Below are 19319 nucleotides of genomic sequence, written 5' to 3' on the forward strand. Positions count from 1 at the left end.
GAAATTGATCGCAGACTCGGCATGGATCCGTCCTTGGAGTCTCCACAGCCACCTCTCTGCGGTGAGGGTCTGCTGACCATTTTCTGTAGGTGACAGATTATTTCGAACCGTTATTTAGCCTCATTTATCCATATAGTATTTGTCGTGATAGGTATACACCCAATGCGGTGTATAGATGACTAACAAGGTCATGGTCATGCCATTAAGCAAACCTTCTGGAAATAGCAGCAGGGGAATGAGGATCAGATAATTGTCTTCAACAATGTCCCAACTATGAATGCCTTCAAGCGCATAATATCCGCCCAATAAGCCCATTTTCAGTGTTAATGTTGCTGCACCGGCAAAAAAGGCACTAACAAAAATATAAACGAATAGATGTTTGGGTAGCCGATGAAACGTGATGTTATAAATCAGATAACTTAGCGACATAGGAATCGCTATGCCCAGTAAGCCATTCACGCCAAACATTTGCCAGCTTTCATGATTAATAGCGGTGATACCGAGCAAGGTTATTGCTGAGCTGATAATCGCGAGCCTAAAGCCTAACAGTAATACCAGCGCGGTGAGCCATAGAAAGTGAACATTGAGTCCGGGGTAAATGCCTGTGCGGAATAACCACAGGAAGAATAGGCTGGCAGCACTACCGAACAGCAGATGCTGCCCGGTTTTATGAGCAATACGTTGCTTGAGGTTTAGGCTTTTTGCGGTAAGACCAATCAAACCCAGATAAAGCAACAAACATAAGGTTTGAATGAATGTCAGACCAAACAAAAGTGACCCTCACTGCGTCAATGGCGTTATTTATATTCTGCCCAAATGGGTGCGTGATCAGAAGGTTTTTCCAAACCTCTTAGCTCGTAGTCAATATCAGCAGAAACCAATTTCTCATGCAATCCGTTAGTGGCGAGTATTAAGTCGATACGAAGACCGCGATTGTCGTCAAAGCCTTTAGAGCGATAATCAAACCAGCTAAAACGGTCATCAGTATCTGGGTGCAGGCTACGGAAACTATCATTGAAACCCCAATCCATCAGTGTGTTCAACCATTCACGTTCTTCTGGCAAGAAGCTACATTTGCCTTTTTTCAACCATTGTTTACGGTTCGGTTCACCAATGCCGATGTCCAAATCGGTATGTGAAATATTTACATCACCCATCACGATAATGTTTTCATCATTGCTATGGTGTTCATTCAGGTAAAACATTAAATCTTTGTAGAACTTGCGCTTGGCCGGATATTTGGTTTCGTGATCCTGACTTTCTCCCTGTGGAAAATAACCATTAAGAACACGAACCTTTTCGCCATTTTCCAGGGTGAAGGTTGCCATGATCATACGACGCTGAGCTTCTTCATCGTCAGTAGGAAAGCCGTATTGCACGCTCTCTGGCTCCTGTTTACACATGATGGCAACGCCATAGTGACTCTTTTGACCAAAGTAATACACCTTATAGCCAAGCGCTTGCACATCAGCAAGTGGAAACATTTCATCTTGTACTTTGGTTTCTTGTAGGCCAATCACATCAGGTTGATGCTTTTCAATCAGAGCGGTGAGTTGTGCAATTCTGGCTCTCAGGCCATTGATATTAAAAGAAATAAATTTCATTTGTGTATTGGGTTTGTAAGCGAAATTTGCGTGCATACTACCAGAAGCGACCGAGTGCGGGTAGGGTTGAATTGAATTCGTGGCAATATCTCCCATTACGGTGCGAGTATGTTAAACTTTCGGGAAAAATAACAAGAACCCGTCACCCATGTTGCATTTAGTGCAGTCCAATAAAATGGAAGTGCTATGTGAGCAATTGATTCAGCGCATCTCACATTATTACCAATCGAATCAGTCACAAGCTGATCAGCATTTCTCTCATATCCTCACGCCGCTACCGATTTTGGTGCAAAGTCCGGGGATGTCGCAATGGTTGAAGATCCGTATCGCTGAGTATATGGGCATTGCCGCTAACCTGTCATTTCCGCTGCCGTCCAGTTATATCTGGGATTTATACCGACGCAATATCGCCGACCTACCCAAACAATCCGCTTTTACCAAAGACAATATGCAATGGAAGTTGATGCAATTGTTACCTGAGTGTGCGCAGCTTGAAAACTTCCGGGCTATTCATGACTACCTGAATGTTTCAGAGAAAGAAGACAAAGGCGTTAGTGAATTACGTAAGCGCTATCAACTGGCGGGCAAAATAGCGGATATCTATGACCAATATCTGGTCTATCGTCCGGATTGGTTAATGGCATGGGAAGCTGGGGAAACGGCTAAAGGCGTGGATGTATCAACACAGCCTTGGCAACCAGAGCTATGGCGCATGCTGTTGCAGAAAACGCGTCAGTTAGGGGAATCGCCCTGGCATCGTGCTAACTTGCATGAGCAGCTGCTAAACGCATTAAAACGCCGTTCAAATCGTTCCGAAGCAACACCTCCTGTGTTTGTTTTTGGCATTTCTGCTATTCCCAAACAGCAGTTGGAAATTTTTGAAGCTTTGGCACAGCAAGGCGATGTCGTTTTATTTTGGTGTAACCCTTGTGAACATTACTGGGGGGACATCATCTCTGTTGAGCAAAAAGAAAAGAAACAATTGGATTTGTTCGAGCAACAAGCGCTCAAAGAGCAATCTTCCGAAGCTTTGTTAGCCTTGTCGTTATATGAAACTGGAAACCCTTTGCTCGCTTCGTGGGGCAAGCTGGGGCGCGAATTTCAAGACATGCTGCTGGAGCTGGATGAGCGTGGCAATATGCATGTTGAAGATTATTTTATCGAGCCGCCACGAGAGCATCTGTTAGCGCATATTCAAAACGATATTTTAGGGTTAACCACGCCGACTGAGTCTGCGGGAATGCACGGGGACATGCTATCAGAGTCGGATAACTCAATGATTATCATGAGCTGCCATTCCCGGTTACGGGAACTGGAGGTGTTGCATGATCACTTGCTACGACAGCTAGAGCATCATCCTGAGTTATCCCTGGGCGATATCATTGTCATGATGCCGGATATCGCCGAATACGCGCCCTTTATTGATGCCGTATTTGGTGGTGCAGAAGCGCAACGGTATTTGGCTTACGCCATTTCTGACCGCAATGTGGTTGACGAATCTCCCGTCGTTAAAGCCTTTTTGCAATTGTTAAACCTCCATCAAAGCCGTTTTACCTTAACTGAAGTGGTCGAGCTTTTTTCCGTGCCCGATGTGTTAACACAATTTAGAGTACAGGAATCTGAGCTGGATATTTTGCAGCATTGGTTGCGAGATTCTGGCGTTCGCTGGGGATTAGATGCGCAAGACAAACAACGCTGGGACTTGCCCACAGAAGGGCAGAATACCTGGCTGTTTGGCTTACAGCGTTTGCTGGCAGGTTATGCCATGGCTTTTGATGAAACCCCGTTAGCGACTGATGATGCAGAGGTTTTACCCTATGTCGATCTGGAAGGACAACAGGTTGAAGTCTTAGGCAAGTTCATTGAATTTTTATCGACTCTCGAATCCATTTTGAGTGAAGCTGAACTGGAATCGAGCATTCAAGATAAAGTGATGATGGCTGAACGTTGGTTGCAGCGTTTGTTTGCGGAATCAGAAGAACAGGGCTACTACCGTCAGCAAATATTGGATGCGTTGGCGACCTTGGCAGAGCATGGTGAGCAGTATCCCGGACTGATTGATCAGGATGTCTTCGTGGAAGCCGTTAACCAGCAACTCAGCAGCAAAGGCGTTGGGCAGCGCTTTTTAGCCGGGAAAATCAACTTTTGTACGTTAATGCCGATGCGAAGCATTCCTTTTAAACAGGTGTGTATTCTAGGACTAAATGATCCCGGCTATCCCCGAATTGTTACGCCTGTTGGTTTTGACCTGATGGCTGTGTCTCCTTCCAGAAAAGGCGACCGTTCGCGACGTTATGATGATCGCTATTTGTTTCTCGAAGCGATCCTGTCAACACGTCAACAGCTGTATTTGAGCTATATCGGCCGTGATGAAAAAGATAATTCTGAAAAAGCGCCGTCGATATTGCTCACCGAGTTGCAACATTATTGTAATCAGTACGAGACTAGCGGCAGTGAAACAGCAATGCCAAGAGTGCTTGAACATCCCTTACAGCCATTCCATCGTGACTATTATCGCGAATCGAGCAAGTCTGGTACTGTGTCTAAAAGTTACAATCAACACTGGTTGTCGGTATTAAAAGCGGGCAACAGTGTTGCAAATGCAGAGGCTAGAAATACGTCTTCTTTGGCTGGTGGTTTTACTTCTCAAGCATTAGATGATATTGAGCAGGATAAGCGAAATGAGCTCAGCCTCAACGAATTAATTTCCTGTTTGTTAAATCCGGCACGCTACTTTTTTGAGCATCGTTGGCATACACGTTTTGGCCGCCCGTTATCGAATTCAGAAGATGATGAACCCTTGTTGCTGGATGCCTTGTCCCGTTATCAGTTGTCCCATGAATTGATTCGCGATACTCAGTCGCAAAATAACGGACGCGATATCACCCGGCAACTCAAAATGGCGGGGAAATTACCGGTAGGTCGTTTAGCCGAAGAAGCTATCGACGAAGTAAATCAGTTGGTTGATAAGGTTAAAGAACAGGTTGCGCAGCATCTTCCCGGTCTTGATTTACATCAGGCTGCTCAATGGCTGGATATTTCCTGCAATATCGCCGCCGACATGAGTCAAACCCATATGCATGGGCGCATAGAGGGAATTTATCCGCTTGGTACGCGTAACCTTTCATCTGGTGTTTCTGCCCATTCGCGCGCTTTGGTTTTGTGGCGACCAGGAAAATTACGAGCTCAGGATCGTCTGCAACTTTGGGTGAAGTGGTTATTAATTCAATCACAGCAATCTTTCAAAGATAATACTGCTGCTGATGTTGAAAAAGCCTATTTTTTCGCGACTGATGATGTCATGGTTTTGCCTTCTTTATCTCCAGAATTTGCCTCAAATACCCTTAACGAATTATTGCAATTTTGGCGTGATAACAACAATCAACCGCAGTGCTTTTTCCCGGAAACCGCCTGGGTGTGGGCAAAGAGTCAAGACCAGCAAAAAGCCATTAATGCATATGTGGGTAATGACTTTGGTGGTGGAAACCGTGCTGAAAGTACAGAAGCACATTTTCATCGTATCTGCCCTGATTTAGCCGAGCAGTTTGGCGAGTTTTCTGAGTGCGCGGATAAAATTCTGTCTCCTCTTTTGGCTGTGCTGGAGGGCGAATAATGAATCCATTAGAGCCACTTGCGTTTCCGCTGAATGGGCAAGCGTTAATCGAAGCCAGTGCTGGTACAGGTAAAACCTACACCATCAGCAGTTTCTATTTGCGCTTAATTTTAGGGCATGGCTGCGAGCCTTTACCCGTTGAAGAAGTGCTTATTGTAACCTTTACCAATGCGGCGACCAATGAACTAAAAGAACGCTTACATGCCAGATTACATAAAGCCTTTGTGGATTTTGAGCAAGGCAACAGTGACGATAAGTTTATTCAGGCGCTAATTGAAGCTCTCGCCGATAAAAGCGAGTCCAGCCTAAAGCTAGCCAAACAACGGTTGTTGGTTGCCATGCAGAGCATGGACAATGCGGCTATTTATACCATTCATAGCTTCTGTCAGCGCATGTTGCTGGAATATGCCTTCGAGCGAGGCGCTTTGTATGAACGGCGTTTAATCCTTGATGACAGTGAATGGCAAAAGCTGGCGATAACCGATTTTTGGCGTCAGTTTGTGGCAGACATGCCGCGAGCAGAATTGCAGTTATTTTTGCAGCAATGGCCGTCACCCAATGCGCTTTTACAGAGTATTCGCCCATTATTAAACCGTGACGTACTTCTTGTTTCCGATAAGCAAACCCAAATCGACAAAGACAAAATAGTAAAGCTGTTAAACGACTACGAAACGGCAGTCGATGCGATAAAACGTTGGTGGTTGCAAAACGAGTTGATGCAACAAATTCAGGATGCAGGATTAAAGGCCAATGCCAAATTAGCCAAGCCCGATATCCTAAAGCAGATGCAGTCTTTTGCTCAAGGTACTCGATTGCAGCTTAGCATTGGCAAGGCTGACAGTTGGGAAGTGTTCTCTGCTGAGAAAGTGGCGGCAGCCGCGAAAAAAGGCAGCAAAGATCTTAGCCATCTGAACTTTGAACAGTTTGACCACCTTCATCAACTGCAAGAGCAGGTTCGGCAGCATTTACGTTTGTATTATGTGGCTTTTAGTGTCGATTGGATGCGAACTCGCATGGCGGAGCAAAAGCGTCGTTTTAACCTGATCAGCCCCGATGATTTACTGCAAAATCTGCAACAGGCGCTACAACATGAATCGCAAGGCGAGGCATTGGCGACTGCGATTGCTGGCAAGTATCCGGTCGCGATGGTGGATGAGTTTCAGGATACCGACCCCATTCAGTTCAGCATTTTTCAACGTATTTATATTGCTAATCCGGAAAATAAGCCTGCAAATAATCAAACATCTCTGATACTCATCGGTGATCCCAAGCAGGCGATATACGGCTTTCGGGGCGGTGACATCTTTACCTATCTTAAAGCCAAACAGCTTATTTCTGAGCAGCGTCAGTATACGCTGAACACGAATTTCCGTTCGCAGAAAGCCCTGGTTGCCAGCTTAAATCACTTGTTTCAGCCAAATACAGCAAGTGCTTTCCAATTTGGTGAGGCGATCCCTTATCATCAGGTTGAGGCAGATAAAGGCCATTTAGGGTTGAAACAGCAAGATGCCTCAGTTGCTGCATTGCAATTGGGCTTTTTAACTCAAGTTGAAGAAGGCAAATACTGGAGTTGGGCCAATGCCAGTCGACTATTGGCTCAGCACTTTTCTGAACAGATTGCCGATTTGCTAAATAGCCAGACGTATTTGCTCAACGATATTCCGGTTAAGGCAGGAGATATCTGCGTATTGGTTCGAGACCGAAACGAAGCGCAAATCATGAAAGAAGCGCTGGCCGCGGTTAACGTCGACAGTGTTTATCTGGCTCGAAAAAGCGTGTTTGCCAGCGAAGTGGCGTATCAGATGCTGTTGCTGTTACGTGCGTTACACAGCCCACAGGATGAATCCTTGGTGCGAGCAGCACTTCTGACAGAACTTTTCCCTTGGCAAGCCTATGAGTTTGACGCCATGTTAAAAGACGAGCTGCGTTGGCATGAAGTGTTAAGCTGTTTTCGTCAGGCGCATCAGTTCTGGCTAAAGCAAGGCGTGATGCGAGCGATCAATCATGTTCTGCTGCATTTTCAGGTGTATCAGCATCTCATTCGCTCATTTAGTGATGGTTTACGCCGTATTACCGATGTACGCCATTTAGGTGAGCTATTGCAGGTTGAAGCTAATGCTTTACAGGGGGAAGGCTTGTTGCTGAAGTGGTTTGAGACTCGCTTAAGTGACCCGGATCACAATCATCAAGAGCAACAACTTCGCTTGGAAACCGATGAGAATCTGGTGCAGATCACCACCATCCACGCCTCAAAAGGCTTACAGTATCCATTGGTATTTATTCCCTTTGCTTGTCGTTATAAGGAAGCGAAAGAGGGAACTTATCACAAGCCGGATATTGGCTTGGTGTGGGATGCAGAACCTGACGAACAGGGGCAAATGTTGCAGGAAGCGCAACGCATGGGCGAGGATTCGCGATTGCTGTATGTGGCGCTGACTCGTGCGGAATATCATTGTTGGCTTGGTGTTTGGAATAATGCCGCCGAGCGTTTGCGCAGCAACAGCGGGTTTATGAAAACGGCGATGGGGCAGGTGTTGCTCGCCTCACAAGAATTGGAGTCACCCGCTAAATTGCCTGATAGCGATATTATTCAAGCGATACAGGCATTAGCAGCGAAGCAGAATGATGTCAGTATTAAGTTAGAACTTATTCAACCTGAGCTTGAGCAAGAACAGGAACAAAAACAAAAGACGACCAATGTCATCGCCGCTGCAAATAGGGGAGCGGGAGAGCTTGAAGAATATAGCGCTGCCCAGCTTTCCCGTAACATGGCGATGAATTGGGTACTGACCAGTTATTCAGGTATCAGCCAGCATGGTCAACATGGGCATCAGGATGCACACGAAGCTTTTGTTACCCGAGAGGAGCAGGGGAAAGCCGCAGACGAACAATCGGACGATAAACCAGAGAAAAGGACTGTGGAGCAAGAACTGGCTTATAAAAACGCGCTTCCCATGCGATTCGCCTTCGAACGAGGCGTGAATCCGGGTTCTTTCCTGCATGCTATCTACGAATTATCTGATTGGCAGGAACTGGATGCATCTTCGGGGAAAGACGGGAACCCAAGCCGGTCTTTTGCGAATGTGGCGAAAGAGCAAGCTCAACGTTATGGCATTACCTCATTACTGGCAACTGAGACCTTGCAGCCATTCGACGATATTGCAGCCTGGATACGGGAAACCATGCAAACTCCGATTCAGTGCCAATTCCCCAATGAAACGGCGACGTTCCAGTTGCAGGACATCACGGAATCGCAACGTATCGCTGAAATGGAGTTCTATTTGCCATTGAAACAGGTCAACGCGACAGCGTTCAATGCACTATTACGCAAGTATGATTTTCCAGCTCGCTATCCTTATGATTTTGGGCAACTGTCGGGCATGTTAAAGGGCTATATCGACTTAACTCTGGAATATCAGGGGCGCTTCTACGTTGCGGATTATAAGTCTAATCATTTGGGCGATGACTTCGCATGTTATGACCAGAACAGCATGGCACAAGCCATGTGGGAACATGATTACAACCTGCAAGCCTTGATCTACACCGTAGCGTTACATCGCTATTTGTCGGTGCGTCTATCTGGCTATGACTACGACACGCATATTGGCGGCGCTTGTTATTTGTTTGTGCGTGGAATGCATCCTGAATATAGCCATATGGGTTGCCTGCATTTGCTACCGGAGAAGTCACTGGTTATGGAACTGAATACGCTGTTTTATGGCATGGTTGAAACGGCTGCTCATGAAGGAGAGCCTCATGTTTAATTCGCTTTCTGTGACTCATAGCCTTTTACAACAGCTCTTGGAGCGAGGTTATCTGCGCGCAATTGATAAAGCTTTTGCGTTGTTTTTAATGCAAATGCGATCTGATTCAAAGCCAGAGGTAGGCGCTGTTGACTGGGTTGCCATTATTGGTGCTTGCGTTAGTCGTCAGTTAGGTCAACAACATACTTGTGTTGAGCTTGGGCAGCTTTCTTTTGAGCTTTCTGGTGTTGTGTCAGAGCCCATTCCCAATCTTATGAACCTGTTGATGTCTGATGACAGAATCAGCGCTGAACCTTATCGTGTCGCTCGTCCTCTGGTTTTGCAAATAAGTGCAGATGTCGCAACGCCAAGTCTGCTGTATCTCAATAAATACTGGCACTATGAAGACGAGTTGGTGAAACAGCTTCTGCTTTTCTCTGGTAAAAGCGATGCTGGCGATATGGCTTCTATTGCTGAGGATATTCAGCTGTTGTTTCCTGAAGATTCAGATGCTGCTTCTGGTATTCAACATGACATTAACTGGCAGAAAGTGGCGGTAGCCCTGGCTGCGATTAAGCCCTTCTGTGTTATCACTGGTGGCCCCGGAACCGGAAAAACCACCACAGTGGCGAAGTTATTGTGGTTATTAGCCAAACGCCAGACCGGGAAAGAGTTTGTGATTAAGCTGGCTGCTCCAACAGGAAAAGCCGCAGCGCGATTAACCGAGTCTTTGCGCAATGCAACCCAACAGTTGCCGCCTGTGGCTGGGATGACGTTGCCTGATGAATGTTCCACTATCCATCGATTACTGGGCGTAAAACGCCATTCGCCGAAATTCGTCCATCATGCCAATAATCCTTTAAGGTTGGATGTGTTGATTGTGGATGAGGCATCCATGATCGACTTGCCGTTAATGAGCAAGCTGTTCGCCGCTATTCCATCCCATGCACGGGTGATCCTGTTAGGTGACAATAATCAGCTATCTTCCGTAGAAGTGGGGTCTGTGTTAGGAGATATCTGCGCGGTTAAGGCAGACCTGTCGCTATACAATGAACAAACCGCCAGGCAGTTATCGGTATTGTGCCAAGCTCAATTACCTATTGCAGAGGCGCAGGAACAGGGCAATACGCCATTGCAAGACAATCTGGTTTACTTGCAAAAAAGTTATCGTTTCGATGCTCAAAGCGGCATAGGGAATCTGGCAAGAGCCATCAATGCAGGCAATATGCAGCAGGTGGTGAATGTGTTAACTGACGCGGCTTTCGGTGATCTGGAATGGTTGGCAGAACCGGATCATAGTCGCGTGATCCAGCAAACCATGAGTCATTGGCAGACATATTTTGCAGCGTGCCGTTCCGGTGATGCGGACAGCGCGTTTAGCCATTTATCGCAATTACAAATATTGTGTACTCAGCGCAATGGCTATTGGGGCGTTGAGACCATCAACCAGTTATTGGAAAGTGAATTTTTGCGTCAGGGACTGATTGATGCCAGAACCGAGTATTACCCCGGTCGAGCCATTATGATTGTGGAAAACGATCATAGATTGGGTCTGTTTAACGGCGATATTGGCGTTGTGTTGCCTGAAATGCATAGAACATCCGACTCGGGATTAGTGAAGGTCTGGTTTGTGCGCGCCGATGGCGGATACCAGCATTTTCTTTCCGGGCAACTGCCTCGGCATGAAACGGTCTACGCCATGACAACCCATAAAAGCCAAGGCTCTGAATTCGACAAAGTTTTGCTTTGTATGCCCGCACCAGAGAGTGAACAGCAAAGAGCCTTGTTATCTCGTGAATTGTTCTATACCGGGGTAACGCGCGCTAAAAAGCAATGTGTTCTGTTAGCTGATAAAAGCGCGATTTATCATGCGGTGAACCGTCGTTGCATTAGAGCGTCGGGGATTGTGGATCGCCTTAAAGCGTTGCAATCCCCTTAAGATGTTTATCTCTTAGTCACGTCTTTTTATGTCAGATAGATTCTATTCATCAATGATAATTATGCTTTTGTTATTTCTTTGGGTTTCTTGTATGACACGTCCTTCGGACGCGCCAGTTACTTTTCCCAAATTAATAAATAGTCAGCTGAACAAGAAAAGTAACCAAAAGAAATCAGCCCCAACGGTTAACTGCCCCCTGCGCTTCTCAAATATTGAAAGCCGGTCTCACGGTGCATCCATGCACCGGGCAGCCCTAATTCATCATCCCTGATGAATTACTCTCAATATTCTTGCGTTTTGCTAATTTAGTCAGGGGGTTAACCGAGGGGAACAGACCATTCTTCAAGCTTCATACCACGTCAAAGAGAATAAGGTGACATATAGCCATTTGTATAAAACGCAAACGATTAAAAGACCATACATTCGACTTGTGACTAAGAGATAGTTAAGATTCGGTGATATCAAAATTAAGAACGATTGGCTTCGATAAACTTCTCAAGGTTACCAGAAGCCATGTTGCGTACTTTGTTTTTAATCAGCGGGCTCCAGCCTAGCAAGGTGCCGGGAGCGCCTAGCGCCATTCGGCTCCATTTCCAGAAATCGAAGTGATCGATGTGCTTGATAATCTTGCCATCTTTAAATTCAAACTTAGCCTGAATTTTATTGTGGATAGGGCGTCCAGTGGTACTAAATACGTATTTGGCTTCCCATTGCGCCGTGCCTGTATGGTCATCGGCGTGAATATGGCTAAATGTCAGCTCAAAGCCTTGGGCTTTTTGGCACAACATGGTCCACATTGCTCCGGGTTGATGGCCTTTCAGGTCGGGAAAAACAGGATCTGAAAACTCGGCATCAGGGTGATAGCATTCCACCATGCCTTGCGGTTCCAGCTTTTGAAAGCTTTGGTAGAAAGATTCCAGTAATCGTTGGTTCGGGTGCTTATGATCGTCGTTCGACATAATGTTACTTCCTGTCCTTATGAAAAGAGTTTGCCTGTATTGCTCTCAGTATTGCAAAAACGGCTGTGCGAGAAAAGCAATACTCTTGCTATTGTTCCTGCTCTGCTGGACTAAGGTTTTTTTCCATTTGTTCCACATTTTCTGATTCTGCCTCATCTGAGCGAAATAACCAGACAAAATACAGCATGCCGATTAATGTCAATGCCCCGCCTGTTACTAATGTCCATGCCGCTCCCATCACACTAATAACACCGCCCACAAGTGCGATAATAAAGCTGCCTAAACAAAATGTACTGGTGGTTAAGCCAAACATTTTCCCGGGTTCTCCCTGAGAAAAACGTTCGCTGTAAAATAGCGGCATCAACACATTAAACAGGGCGATAAAGGCACCTGAAACAGCAAAGAAAGGGTATAGGAGATCATCATTCATGCTGAGAGTGAAAAATTGCAGAATAGCAAAGACGCTTAGCCCCAGAATAATGACATTTTTTGCGCTTAGGCGATTTTTCAGCTTTTCCAGAACAAACAAGCTACTCAATATCATGAAGAAGGTGACCACTGCCGTTGCGTGACCAATACCGACACTGTCGAAGTTGAAAGATTCAACCAGCCACACCGGGTAGAACTCATAGAAGGCATTTAACCCCAACATAATCAGCAAGTATTGAATGAAAAGATGACGGATTTTGCGGTGCTTGAGCAGGGTCAGTGAGTTGCTGCGTATGGCAAGCTGAAGCACATTGTATGAGCCTTGGTGTTTATCTTGCTGTGATGATGTGTTGGTTTCAGGAATGAAAAGGATCACCACGGTTAAGGCGAACAGCATTAACAGTCCCGCCAGTATAAACGCGATATCCGCACCGAGCAGCATCATATAACCGCCCATTAACGGGCCGATTAACCAGCCGGAGTACATGACGGCATAAACCAGCGACATTGAGCGGGTTTTATCAATCATGGGATGCAGATCGGTGGTCATGGTTCTGGCGACCGAAACGTTACCTTCGCACACGCCAGTGATCATGCGGGCTACAAGTAACAGCAGAAAACTTTCCTGCACGATGGCATACGCAGCAAAGCCATAGCTGATGGCGCTCAGTAGAGTGGTAAATACCAATACTTTGCGTCGTCCGTAAATATCCGATAATGAACCGATAAAAGACGAGCCGATAAACATGCCTAAAGGGTAGGTTGCCAAAATAATCGCCAACAGAATATTGGGGTGAATACCCATAAATTGGCTAAGTTGATTGCCTGGTGTGTCCAGCATTAAAGGTGTCAGAATGGGAAAGGGCATAGCGATGCCGGCAACACTGAGTAACGTCAGCAGCATAATGGCAAAGAGTGCCCGGTTCGCTTCGGCTTTATTCATCTTTCCCGAAGGCTTCTCTGACGTTTGCATGGGTCAAGCATTCCGTATTCTGCTCACATGAGCAACATATGAGCTACAAAGGTTGTTATAGGTCAGCCTTGGAAAGTAGCTTGTTGATGACTCTTGATGCGGCAACAAATCCAAAGGTGGCGGTGACAGTCACCGAAGCGCCAAAACCACTATTGCAATCCAGTTTTACACTGCCTTTGCTGAGATTTTTGGTGTGGCACACCGAGCCGTCTTCCTGAGGATAGCGAAGTTGCTCAGTCGAGTATACACATTCGATGCTAAAGCGGCGTTTTGGGTTGCTGCTGAAATGGTAGAAACGACGCAGATAATTACGTAGTTTTGCTGCTAATGGATCTTGTATGGTTTTCGCCAGATCGCCTACTGTGATTTGCGTCGGGTCGATTTGTCCGCCTGCGCCACCAATGGTAATAATGGGAATTTTATTGCGTTTGCAGTGGGCTATCATGGCGGCCTTGGCTTTGATGCTGTCAGTGGCATCAACCACGTAATGGAAATCCTTGGAAATATGCTCCAAAACGTTAGTGGGTATGACAAAGTCCTGTACTGGGTTTAGCTTACACTCGGGGTTGATCAACTTAATGCGCTCAGCCATGGCTAACACTTTGGATTGCCCCACCGTGTTGTCCAATGCGTGAATTTGGCGGTTGATATTAGTCACGCAAACATCATCTAAATCAATGAGGGTTAGATTCCCAATGCCACTGCGAGCCAAGGCTTCCGCTACCCAACTTCCAACACCACCAATACCCACAACACAGACATGAGCCTGCTGTAAATATTGTAATTGTGGTTTGCCGTAGAGTCTTTCTAACCCGCCAAAGCGCTCTTGAGTCATAAGGAACTTCTGCCTGATTAATTAATGTATGTTAAACGGGCGGCATTTTAGCCGTTTGTTGTGGCAGGGGAAAGGAAGAATTAAGGTGAGAAGTTGCTCTCAAGCGTCGAATTATTCAGCACAAGAAATGATTAAACTTGATCTTCTAAAGCAAACATTTCTTAATATGCGCTCAATTCTTTGGTGAGTATGAATTCAAGCATGGAACATTCAGATATTTGTATCGTTGGTGGTGGCATTGTCGGGGCTGCAACAGCATTAAAATTGCAGCAGGCATACCCTGATAAACGCATTGTGTTACTGGATAAAGAATCCAGCGCAGCACGTCATCAAACGGGACGAAATTCCGGAGTTATTCATGCCGGTGTTTATTACCCGCCGGGAAGTTTAAAGGCGCAATATTGTCGAGAAGGCTTGCAACGTACCATTCAGTATTGCCAGCAGTACCATTTGCCTTATGATCAATGTGGCAAGTTGCTGGTTGCCACCAATGAGCTGGAAATGGAGCGTATGCAAGGCTTGTATCAGCGTTGTCTGGACAATGAGCTTTCCCCAGAGCTCCTTGATGCAAAACAGTTAAAACAGCGAGAGCCTAATATTACTGGCCTTGGTGCGATTTGGGTTAAGGACACCGGGATTGTCGATTACGTAAAGTTAACCGAGCACATGCTGCAACAGTTTCAAAGCAAGGGCGGGGTGGTTAAGTTTAATACCCAAGTGACGGATCTGGTTGAGTCCAATGACGGTATTAAGGTTCATGCCAATGGTCAGGTAAGCCAAACCGGATTTTTAGTGAATTGTGCCGGGTTACAATCTGATCGCTTGATTGCCATGTTAGGGCTGGAAACTGACTTTGAAATTGTGCCATTTCGTGGTGAATATTATCTGCTGGCTGAAAAGCATAATCAGGTGGTGAATCACTTGATTTACCCTATTCCAGATCCTGAATTACCCTTTTTAGGTGTGCATTTAACCCGCATGATTGACGGCACTGTTACTGTGGGGCCTAACGCTGTGTTGGCTCTCGGGCGGGAAGCCTATGCCAAAACCGATGTGAATATAGCTGACGTGACACAAATGATGCGTTTTCCTGGTATGTGGCCCATGTTAAAAAATAATCTGAAAAGCGGTTTGAACGAGATGAAGAACTCGTTGTTTAAATCGGGTTATCTGTCGCTGGTTCAAAAGTATTGTCCCAGTATTGAAAAAGCGGATTTACTGCCTTATCGAAGTGGTATTCGTGCTCAGGCCGTGTCCAAGACCGGTCAGCTCATTCACGACTTTAAGTTTGTCACCAGTACCCGCAGCTTGCATGTGGGCAATGCGCCTTCTCCCGCTGCCACATCGGCGATGCCAATTGCCGATGCCATCTATGATAAGTGTGCGGAACTGATGTAGGACTAACAGTTGGCGCTAGTCAACGAGTCATTCGTTTAACAAACACAACCACGAACAGGGCTAGCGTAAAACTGCCAATAAAAGCTTCTATGGCGGCGATCAGCCGGGTAATGCCTATTGGAGTAATGTCGCCATAGCCTAAGGTAGTAAAGGTGACGACGCTGTAATAGAGCATCATGGCGAAATTAGCCAGGTTTTTAATGACGCCATTGGATGGGTTAAATTGTAATGTGTTACCTTCGTAGTGGACGCCAAAAATGAAGTAAAGAAAGGCGCAGCTAAAGACCAGAGAGAGTGAAAAAATAACGATATTTTCTGGTTTTTCTCCGTAACCACACAGCATGTCGACGGTTTTTGAAAATACCCAGGCCGATGACCATTTGGATAGCTGATTACGTCGCATCAACAGTTCTTTATAGCCCCAATAGCCCGCAGCTTGAAATAATCCCTGATCTTCGGAACATTTGCGTAAAACCCGATAGATTTCTTCTGATTGTTCAAAATTATCCATCGCAGCGTCTTTGTCTTCCGCTCTTAGCTTGTGTTCAGCCGTAATCTCCTGCATGAGTTTATCGCCGATTTCCAAATTATCGGTTCTGGCCTTATTTAACCGAATACCAAGTAAATTGGTTCTCTCCAAATTGGCGCAATGCAAATTCGCACCGCTGAGATCGGCCTTCATCAGGGAACCATGCTTTAGATTAAGATTAAATAGATGTGCTTCTCGAAGATTGGCGCGATATAAGTCACTTTCAGATAAGTCGAAGCCGGTTTTACTATTTTGTTTAACGAGGTTGATTCCTTTCAGATTACAACGTTGTAGTTTGAGCCCTTTGGATAGCTTTCCGCTACGCACATGAGCTTCCAGGCGCCCGACGATATCTATTTTACTTTTATCGAGTTTGGAGTCGTGCCAAAAACAGTAACCTGAACCTAAATCTGGTTCCTGACAGCATTCACCTTGTAATGATCGATATTTGCAATTTGCGCCCATTAATACCAGAGCTGAACAAGAGCTAACTAAATTTCTAATATCTAAAATTGTAGCAGTATTTGGCTATTTTTAAGGGAGTTTGCAGGTTGAATAAGGGGATTATCAGATGAAAGGCGTTTGTGTGGGAAGTTTAAGTGGCAGATGGCTTGCAGTGCAAACCATCTGTTTTAGATATCAGAATTAAAGTACAGAAACCAAAGCTTCTGCCAAATAATCAACATTTTCAGTGCTAATGCCTGCAATGTTGACTCGGCTTGAATCAACAAAGTATACGCTAAAGTCGTCGCGCATTTTGATGACTTGTTCTGGAGAAATACACAGGAACGAGAACATGCCTTTTTGCTCATTGATAAAGCTGAAGTCTTTGCTCGCGCCTTTTTCTTGCAGTTTGCTTACCAGAAGGGCACGCAAAGACTGCATTCTGGTACGCATTTCAGAGACTTCGTTTTGCCATTCTGCTTTTAGCGCATCATCATGCAAAATGATATCAACCAAAGCGCCGCCGTATGAAGGAGGCATAGAGTAGATACCGCGTGCAATGGCCTGGATTTGCGACTGAACGATTTTGCGTTGATCCGCTGATTGAGTCACGATTGCTGCTAAACCTACACGTTCACGATATAGGCCAAAGTTCTTGGAGCATGAAGCTGCAACTAATACTTCTGGCAGGTTTTCACACAATAGACGCAGACCATAGGAATCCTCTTCCAAACCATCGCCAAAACCAAGGTAGGCGATATCGACAAATGGGATGAATTCGCGTTCTTTAGCCGCTTCCAGAACCTGTTGCCATTGCTCATTGGTTAAGTCGGCACCGGTAGGGTTATGACAGCATGCGTGTAATAGCACTACATCGCCTTTTTTCACCTGTTTCAAGGCGCTGATCATACCTTCAAAGTTGATACCGGCTGCGGCTTTGTCAAAATAGGGATAGGTTTCTATTTTCAGACCAGCATTGCCAATCAATGGAATATGGTTTGCCCAGGTTGGATCGCTAACCCAAACAGTGGTTTCACCATTGGAACGCTTGATTAGTTCCGCCAGTATACGCAGTGCGCCACAGCCGCCAGGAGCTTGTACTGCTGAAATGCGATCAGCTAATAAAGCCGGGTGACTATTTCCCAGAAGCAATTGCAACATGCCATCAATAAAGCCTTGTACACCTTGAGGGGTGATATAGGTTTTAGAATCTTCTTTTTGCAACAGGATTTGCTGTGCTTTGATGACAGAATTGAGAATAGGGGTGCGACCGTTTTCGTCCTTATAGACACCAACACCCAAATCAATCTTGGCCGGATTGGTGTCGGCTTTAAATGCAGTGGATAATCCTAAAATAGGATCTGCAGGTAATTGGGGTAGCACTTCGAACATAATATCCTCAATCGGTTAATGGGCTAAAATCGCCGTGTATTATGACATTGCAGCGGATTTTTTCGAGCTACAATTGCGTTATTTTTCACTAATATTTTCTATTGTTGTTAGAACCGTGAAAATCTTTTCTCAATAATGTTCTACAAGGTCTTTTGCCAGTAGCCGACATCAAGCCATTGCTCGAATTTTCTACCGACTTCACTAAAGTGTCCTGCCTTTTCGAATCCGAATGATTCATGGAGTCTGACACTGGCAGCATTGGGTAAGGTGATAACGCCCATCAACACATGGAAATTGGGGCGTAAAGCTTCTATTAATGCCTGAAAAAGCTGTTTGCCGTAGCCTTTACCAAATTGCTTGTTATCCAGGTAAATCGTCACTTCGGCAGTATGGCGATAAGCGCTGCGCAGTTTCCATTGTCCCGCGTAAGCATAGCCGATGATCTTGCCTTCGGCTTCCGCAACCAGCCAAGGGTAGGATTGTGTGATACTTATTATCCGTTGCTTAATATCTTCCGGTGTTAACGTGATTTCTTCAAAAGTGATGGCAGAGTGGCTGATGTAGTAATTGTAAATGGCACAAATAGCTTCTGCATCAGTATGTTGCACCGGACGAATGAGTAGTTCCATATTATCCTTCTATTATTTCTTCGCTATGTATTCTTGGCTTTTGTCGTTAGTTCTCTATGGGAAAACTAAATTGTGATTCCTGACTGATTTTAGCGCCAGTATCGAAGCTTCTTTCATGCCAGTGTACGTGATGGTTTTGATCAACATACATTAATGTGGAACTACGAGTGCCATAGTTGGGTAAATGTATAAATATAGATGACAATTCCTTTTCCAGCTCAGGAGCAACGCCTGTTTCTGGCAGTAAATGATCCTCAGCTTTGATTTGATTACCAAGCAGGCTGAAGAGAGAATCTTTATCGAATTTCTCCATATTCTGGCAAACCTTTTTTAATCCATCTACTCCCGTTTCTATTTTAGGCCAATCGCTGTTTAGCCAGGCGTTAGAAAGGCCATAAAAGCCGGTTTCCAGCTGGTCTACTTGATCCAGATGATTGTTATAGACCATCAGATTATTCCAACGACCGAAAATCAGATTGTAGCCATTGTAATAGGAAGCTGAATTTCGGATCTGTTGCAGGTAGGTTTGATTGTCTGGGGGGGCAGTTAGAAACTGGCTCACCAATTCCCCCCGGCTTTTGGCTTCTGCGCGAAAGGTGTGGGGGGCTCGAATATTGGTGAGCCCTGCAAAAGCGCCTTGTCTGTTTATTCCCATCCATGTGCCGCCTGCCTGAATATCTCTTCCTGCAAGAATGTTCGGGTTGTCTGACCAAAATTCAGAGGGAGCCGTTGGGCGAGCATAGAATTCGTCACGATTGGCCGCCACAATAAGTGGGTAATCTTTATGTTGATTCACCGCGATAAATAAAATGCACATGGTGTTGGTTTCTCC

General features: G+C 45.5%; 13 protein-coding genes. 4 read left to right on the top strand and 9 right to left on the bottom strand.

What is annotated here, in order from left to right:
• Positions 1-120: 120 nt before the first annotated feature.
• Positions 121-762, bottom strand: coding sequence for an energy-coupling factor ABC transporter permease (locus tag KIH87_RS09185; protein WP_408635809.1), 642 nt, complete (start codon positions 760-762; stop codon positions 121-123).
• A gap of 35 nt (positions 763-797) precedes the next feature.
• Complete coding sequence (gene xthA, locus KIH87_RS09190; protein WP_232361234.1) at positions 798-1604, bottom strand: exodeoxyribonuclease III; 807 nt, start codon at positions 1602-1604, stop codon at positions 798-800.
• A gap of 148 nt (positions 1605-1752) precedes the next feature.
• On the opposite strand from xthA, the gene recC reads away from it, so the two are divergent.
• The 3 genes from recC to recD are packed head-to-tail and all read left to right on the top strand — an operon-like array spanning position 1753 to position 10899.
• Positions 1753-5217, top strand: coding sequence for an exodeoxyribonuclease V subunit gamma (gene recC, locus KIH87_RS09195; protein ID WP_232361235.1), 3465 nt, complete (start codon positions 1753-1755; stop codon positions 5215-5217).
• Positions 5217-8981, top strand: coding sequence for an exodeoxyribonuclease V subunit beta (gene recB / locus KIH87_RS09200; RefSeq protein WP_232361236.1), 3765 nt, complete (start codon positions 5217-5219; stop codon positions 8979-8981). Before recC ends, recB begins: the two co-directional genes overlap by 1 nt.
• Positions 8974-10899, top strand: a complete 1926-nt coding sequence (recD, locus tag KIH87_RS09205) for an exodeoxyribonuclease V subunit alpha (protein WP_232361237.1) — start codon at positions 8974-8976, stop codon at positions 10897-10899. Before recB ends, recD begins: the two co-directional genes overlap by 8 nt.
• 467 nt (positions 10900-11366) lie before the next feature.
• On the opposite strand, the gene KIH87_RS09210 is transcribed toward recD, so the two are convergent.
• The 3 genes from KIH87_RS09210 to tcdA all read right to left on the bottom strand — a co-directional run bounded on the left by KIH87_RS09210 (position 11367) and on the right by tcdA (position 14095).
• Positions 11367-11858 carry a nuclear transport factor 2 family protein gene (locus KIH87_RS09210; protein ID WP_232361238.1) on the bottom strand — a complete coding sequence of 164 codons (492 nt, stop codon included), beginning with the start codon at positions 11856-11858 and terminating at the stop codon, positions 11367-11369.
• A gap of 88 nt (positions 11859-11946) precedes the next feature.
• Entirely contained in the window at positions 11947-13260 is a 1314-nt protein-coding gene (locus KIH87_RS09215) for an MFS transporter (RefSeq protein ID WP_232361239.1), read from the bottom strand.
• Positions 13261-13315: 55 nt separating this feature from the next.
• Complete coding sequence (gene tcdA, locus KIH87_RS09220; RefSeq protein WP_232361240.1) at positions 13316-14095, bottom strand: tRNA cyclic N6-threonylcarbamoyladenosine(37) synthase TcdA; 780 nt, start codon at positions 14093-14095, stop codon at positions 13316-13318.
• A gap of 201 nt (positions 14096-14296) precedes the next feature.
• Between tcdA and lhgO the strand changes: the two genes are divergently transcribed.
• Positions 14297-15493 (top strand): L-2-hydroxyglutarate oxidase, encoded by a 1197-nt coding sequence (gene lhgO, locus KIH87_RS09225; RefSeq protein WP_232361241.1) that lies wholly within the window; start codon positions 14297-14299, stop codon positions 15491-15493.
• Between the two features lie 19 nt (positions 15494-15512).
• Here the strand turns inward: lhgO and KIH87_RS09230 are convergent, their stop codons facing one another.
• The 4 genes from KIH87_RS09230 to KIH87_RS09245 form a co-directional block, all read right to left on the bottom strand.
• Positions 15513-16487: an ion channel gene (locus KIH87_RS09230; RefSeq protein ID WP_232361242.1), complete on the bottom strand. Its 975-nt coding sequence runs from the start codon at positions 16485-16487 to the stop codon at positions 15513-15515.
• 180 nt (positions 16488-16667) lie between these two features.
• Positions 16668-17858 carry an amino acid aminotransferase gene (locus KIH87_RS09235; protein WP_232361243.1) on the bottom strand — a complete coding sequence of 397 codons (1191 nt, stop codon included), beginning with the start codon at positions 17856-17858 and terminating at the stop codon, positions 16668-16670.
• 140 nt (positions 17859-17998) lie between these two features.
• Positions 17999-18487, bottom strand: a complete 489-nt coding sequence (locus tag KIH87_RS09240; protein ID WP_232361244.1) for a GNAT family N-acetyltransferase — start codon at positions 18485-18487, stop codon at positions 17999-18001.
• A gap of 46 nt (positions 18488-18533) precedes the next feature.
• Positions 18534-19304 carry an NRDE family protein gene (locus KIH87_RS09245; protein WP_232361245.1) on the bottom strand — a complete coding sequence of 257 codons (771 nt, stop codon included), beginning with the start codon at positions 19302-19304 and terminating at the stop codon, positions 18534-18536.
• Positions 19305-19319 lie beyond the last annotated feature (15 nt).

It is taken from the genome of Paraneptunicella aestuarii (assembly GCF_019900845.1).
GTDB classification, from domain to species: domain Bacteria; phylum Pseudomonadota; class Gammaproteobacteria; order Enterobacterales; family Alteromonadaceae; genus Paraneptunicella; species Paraneptunicella aestuarii.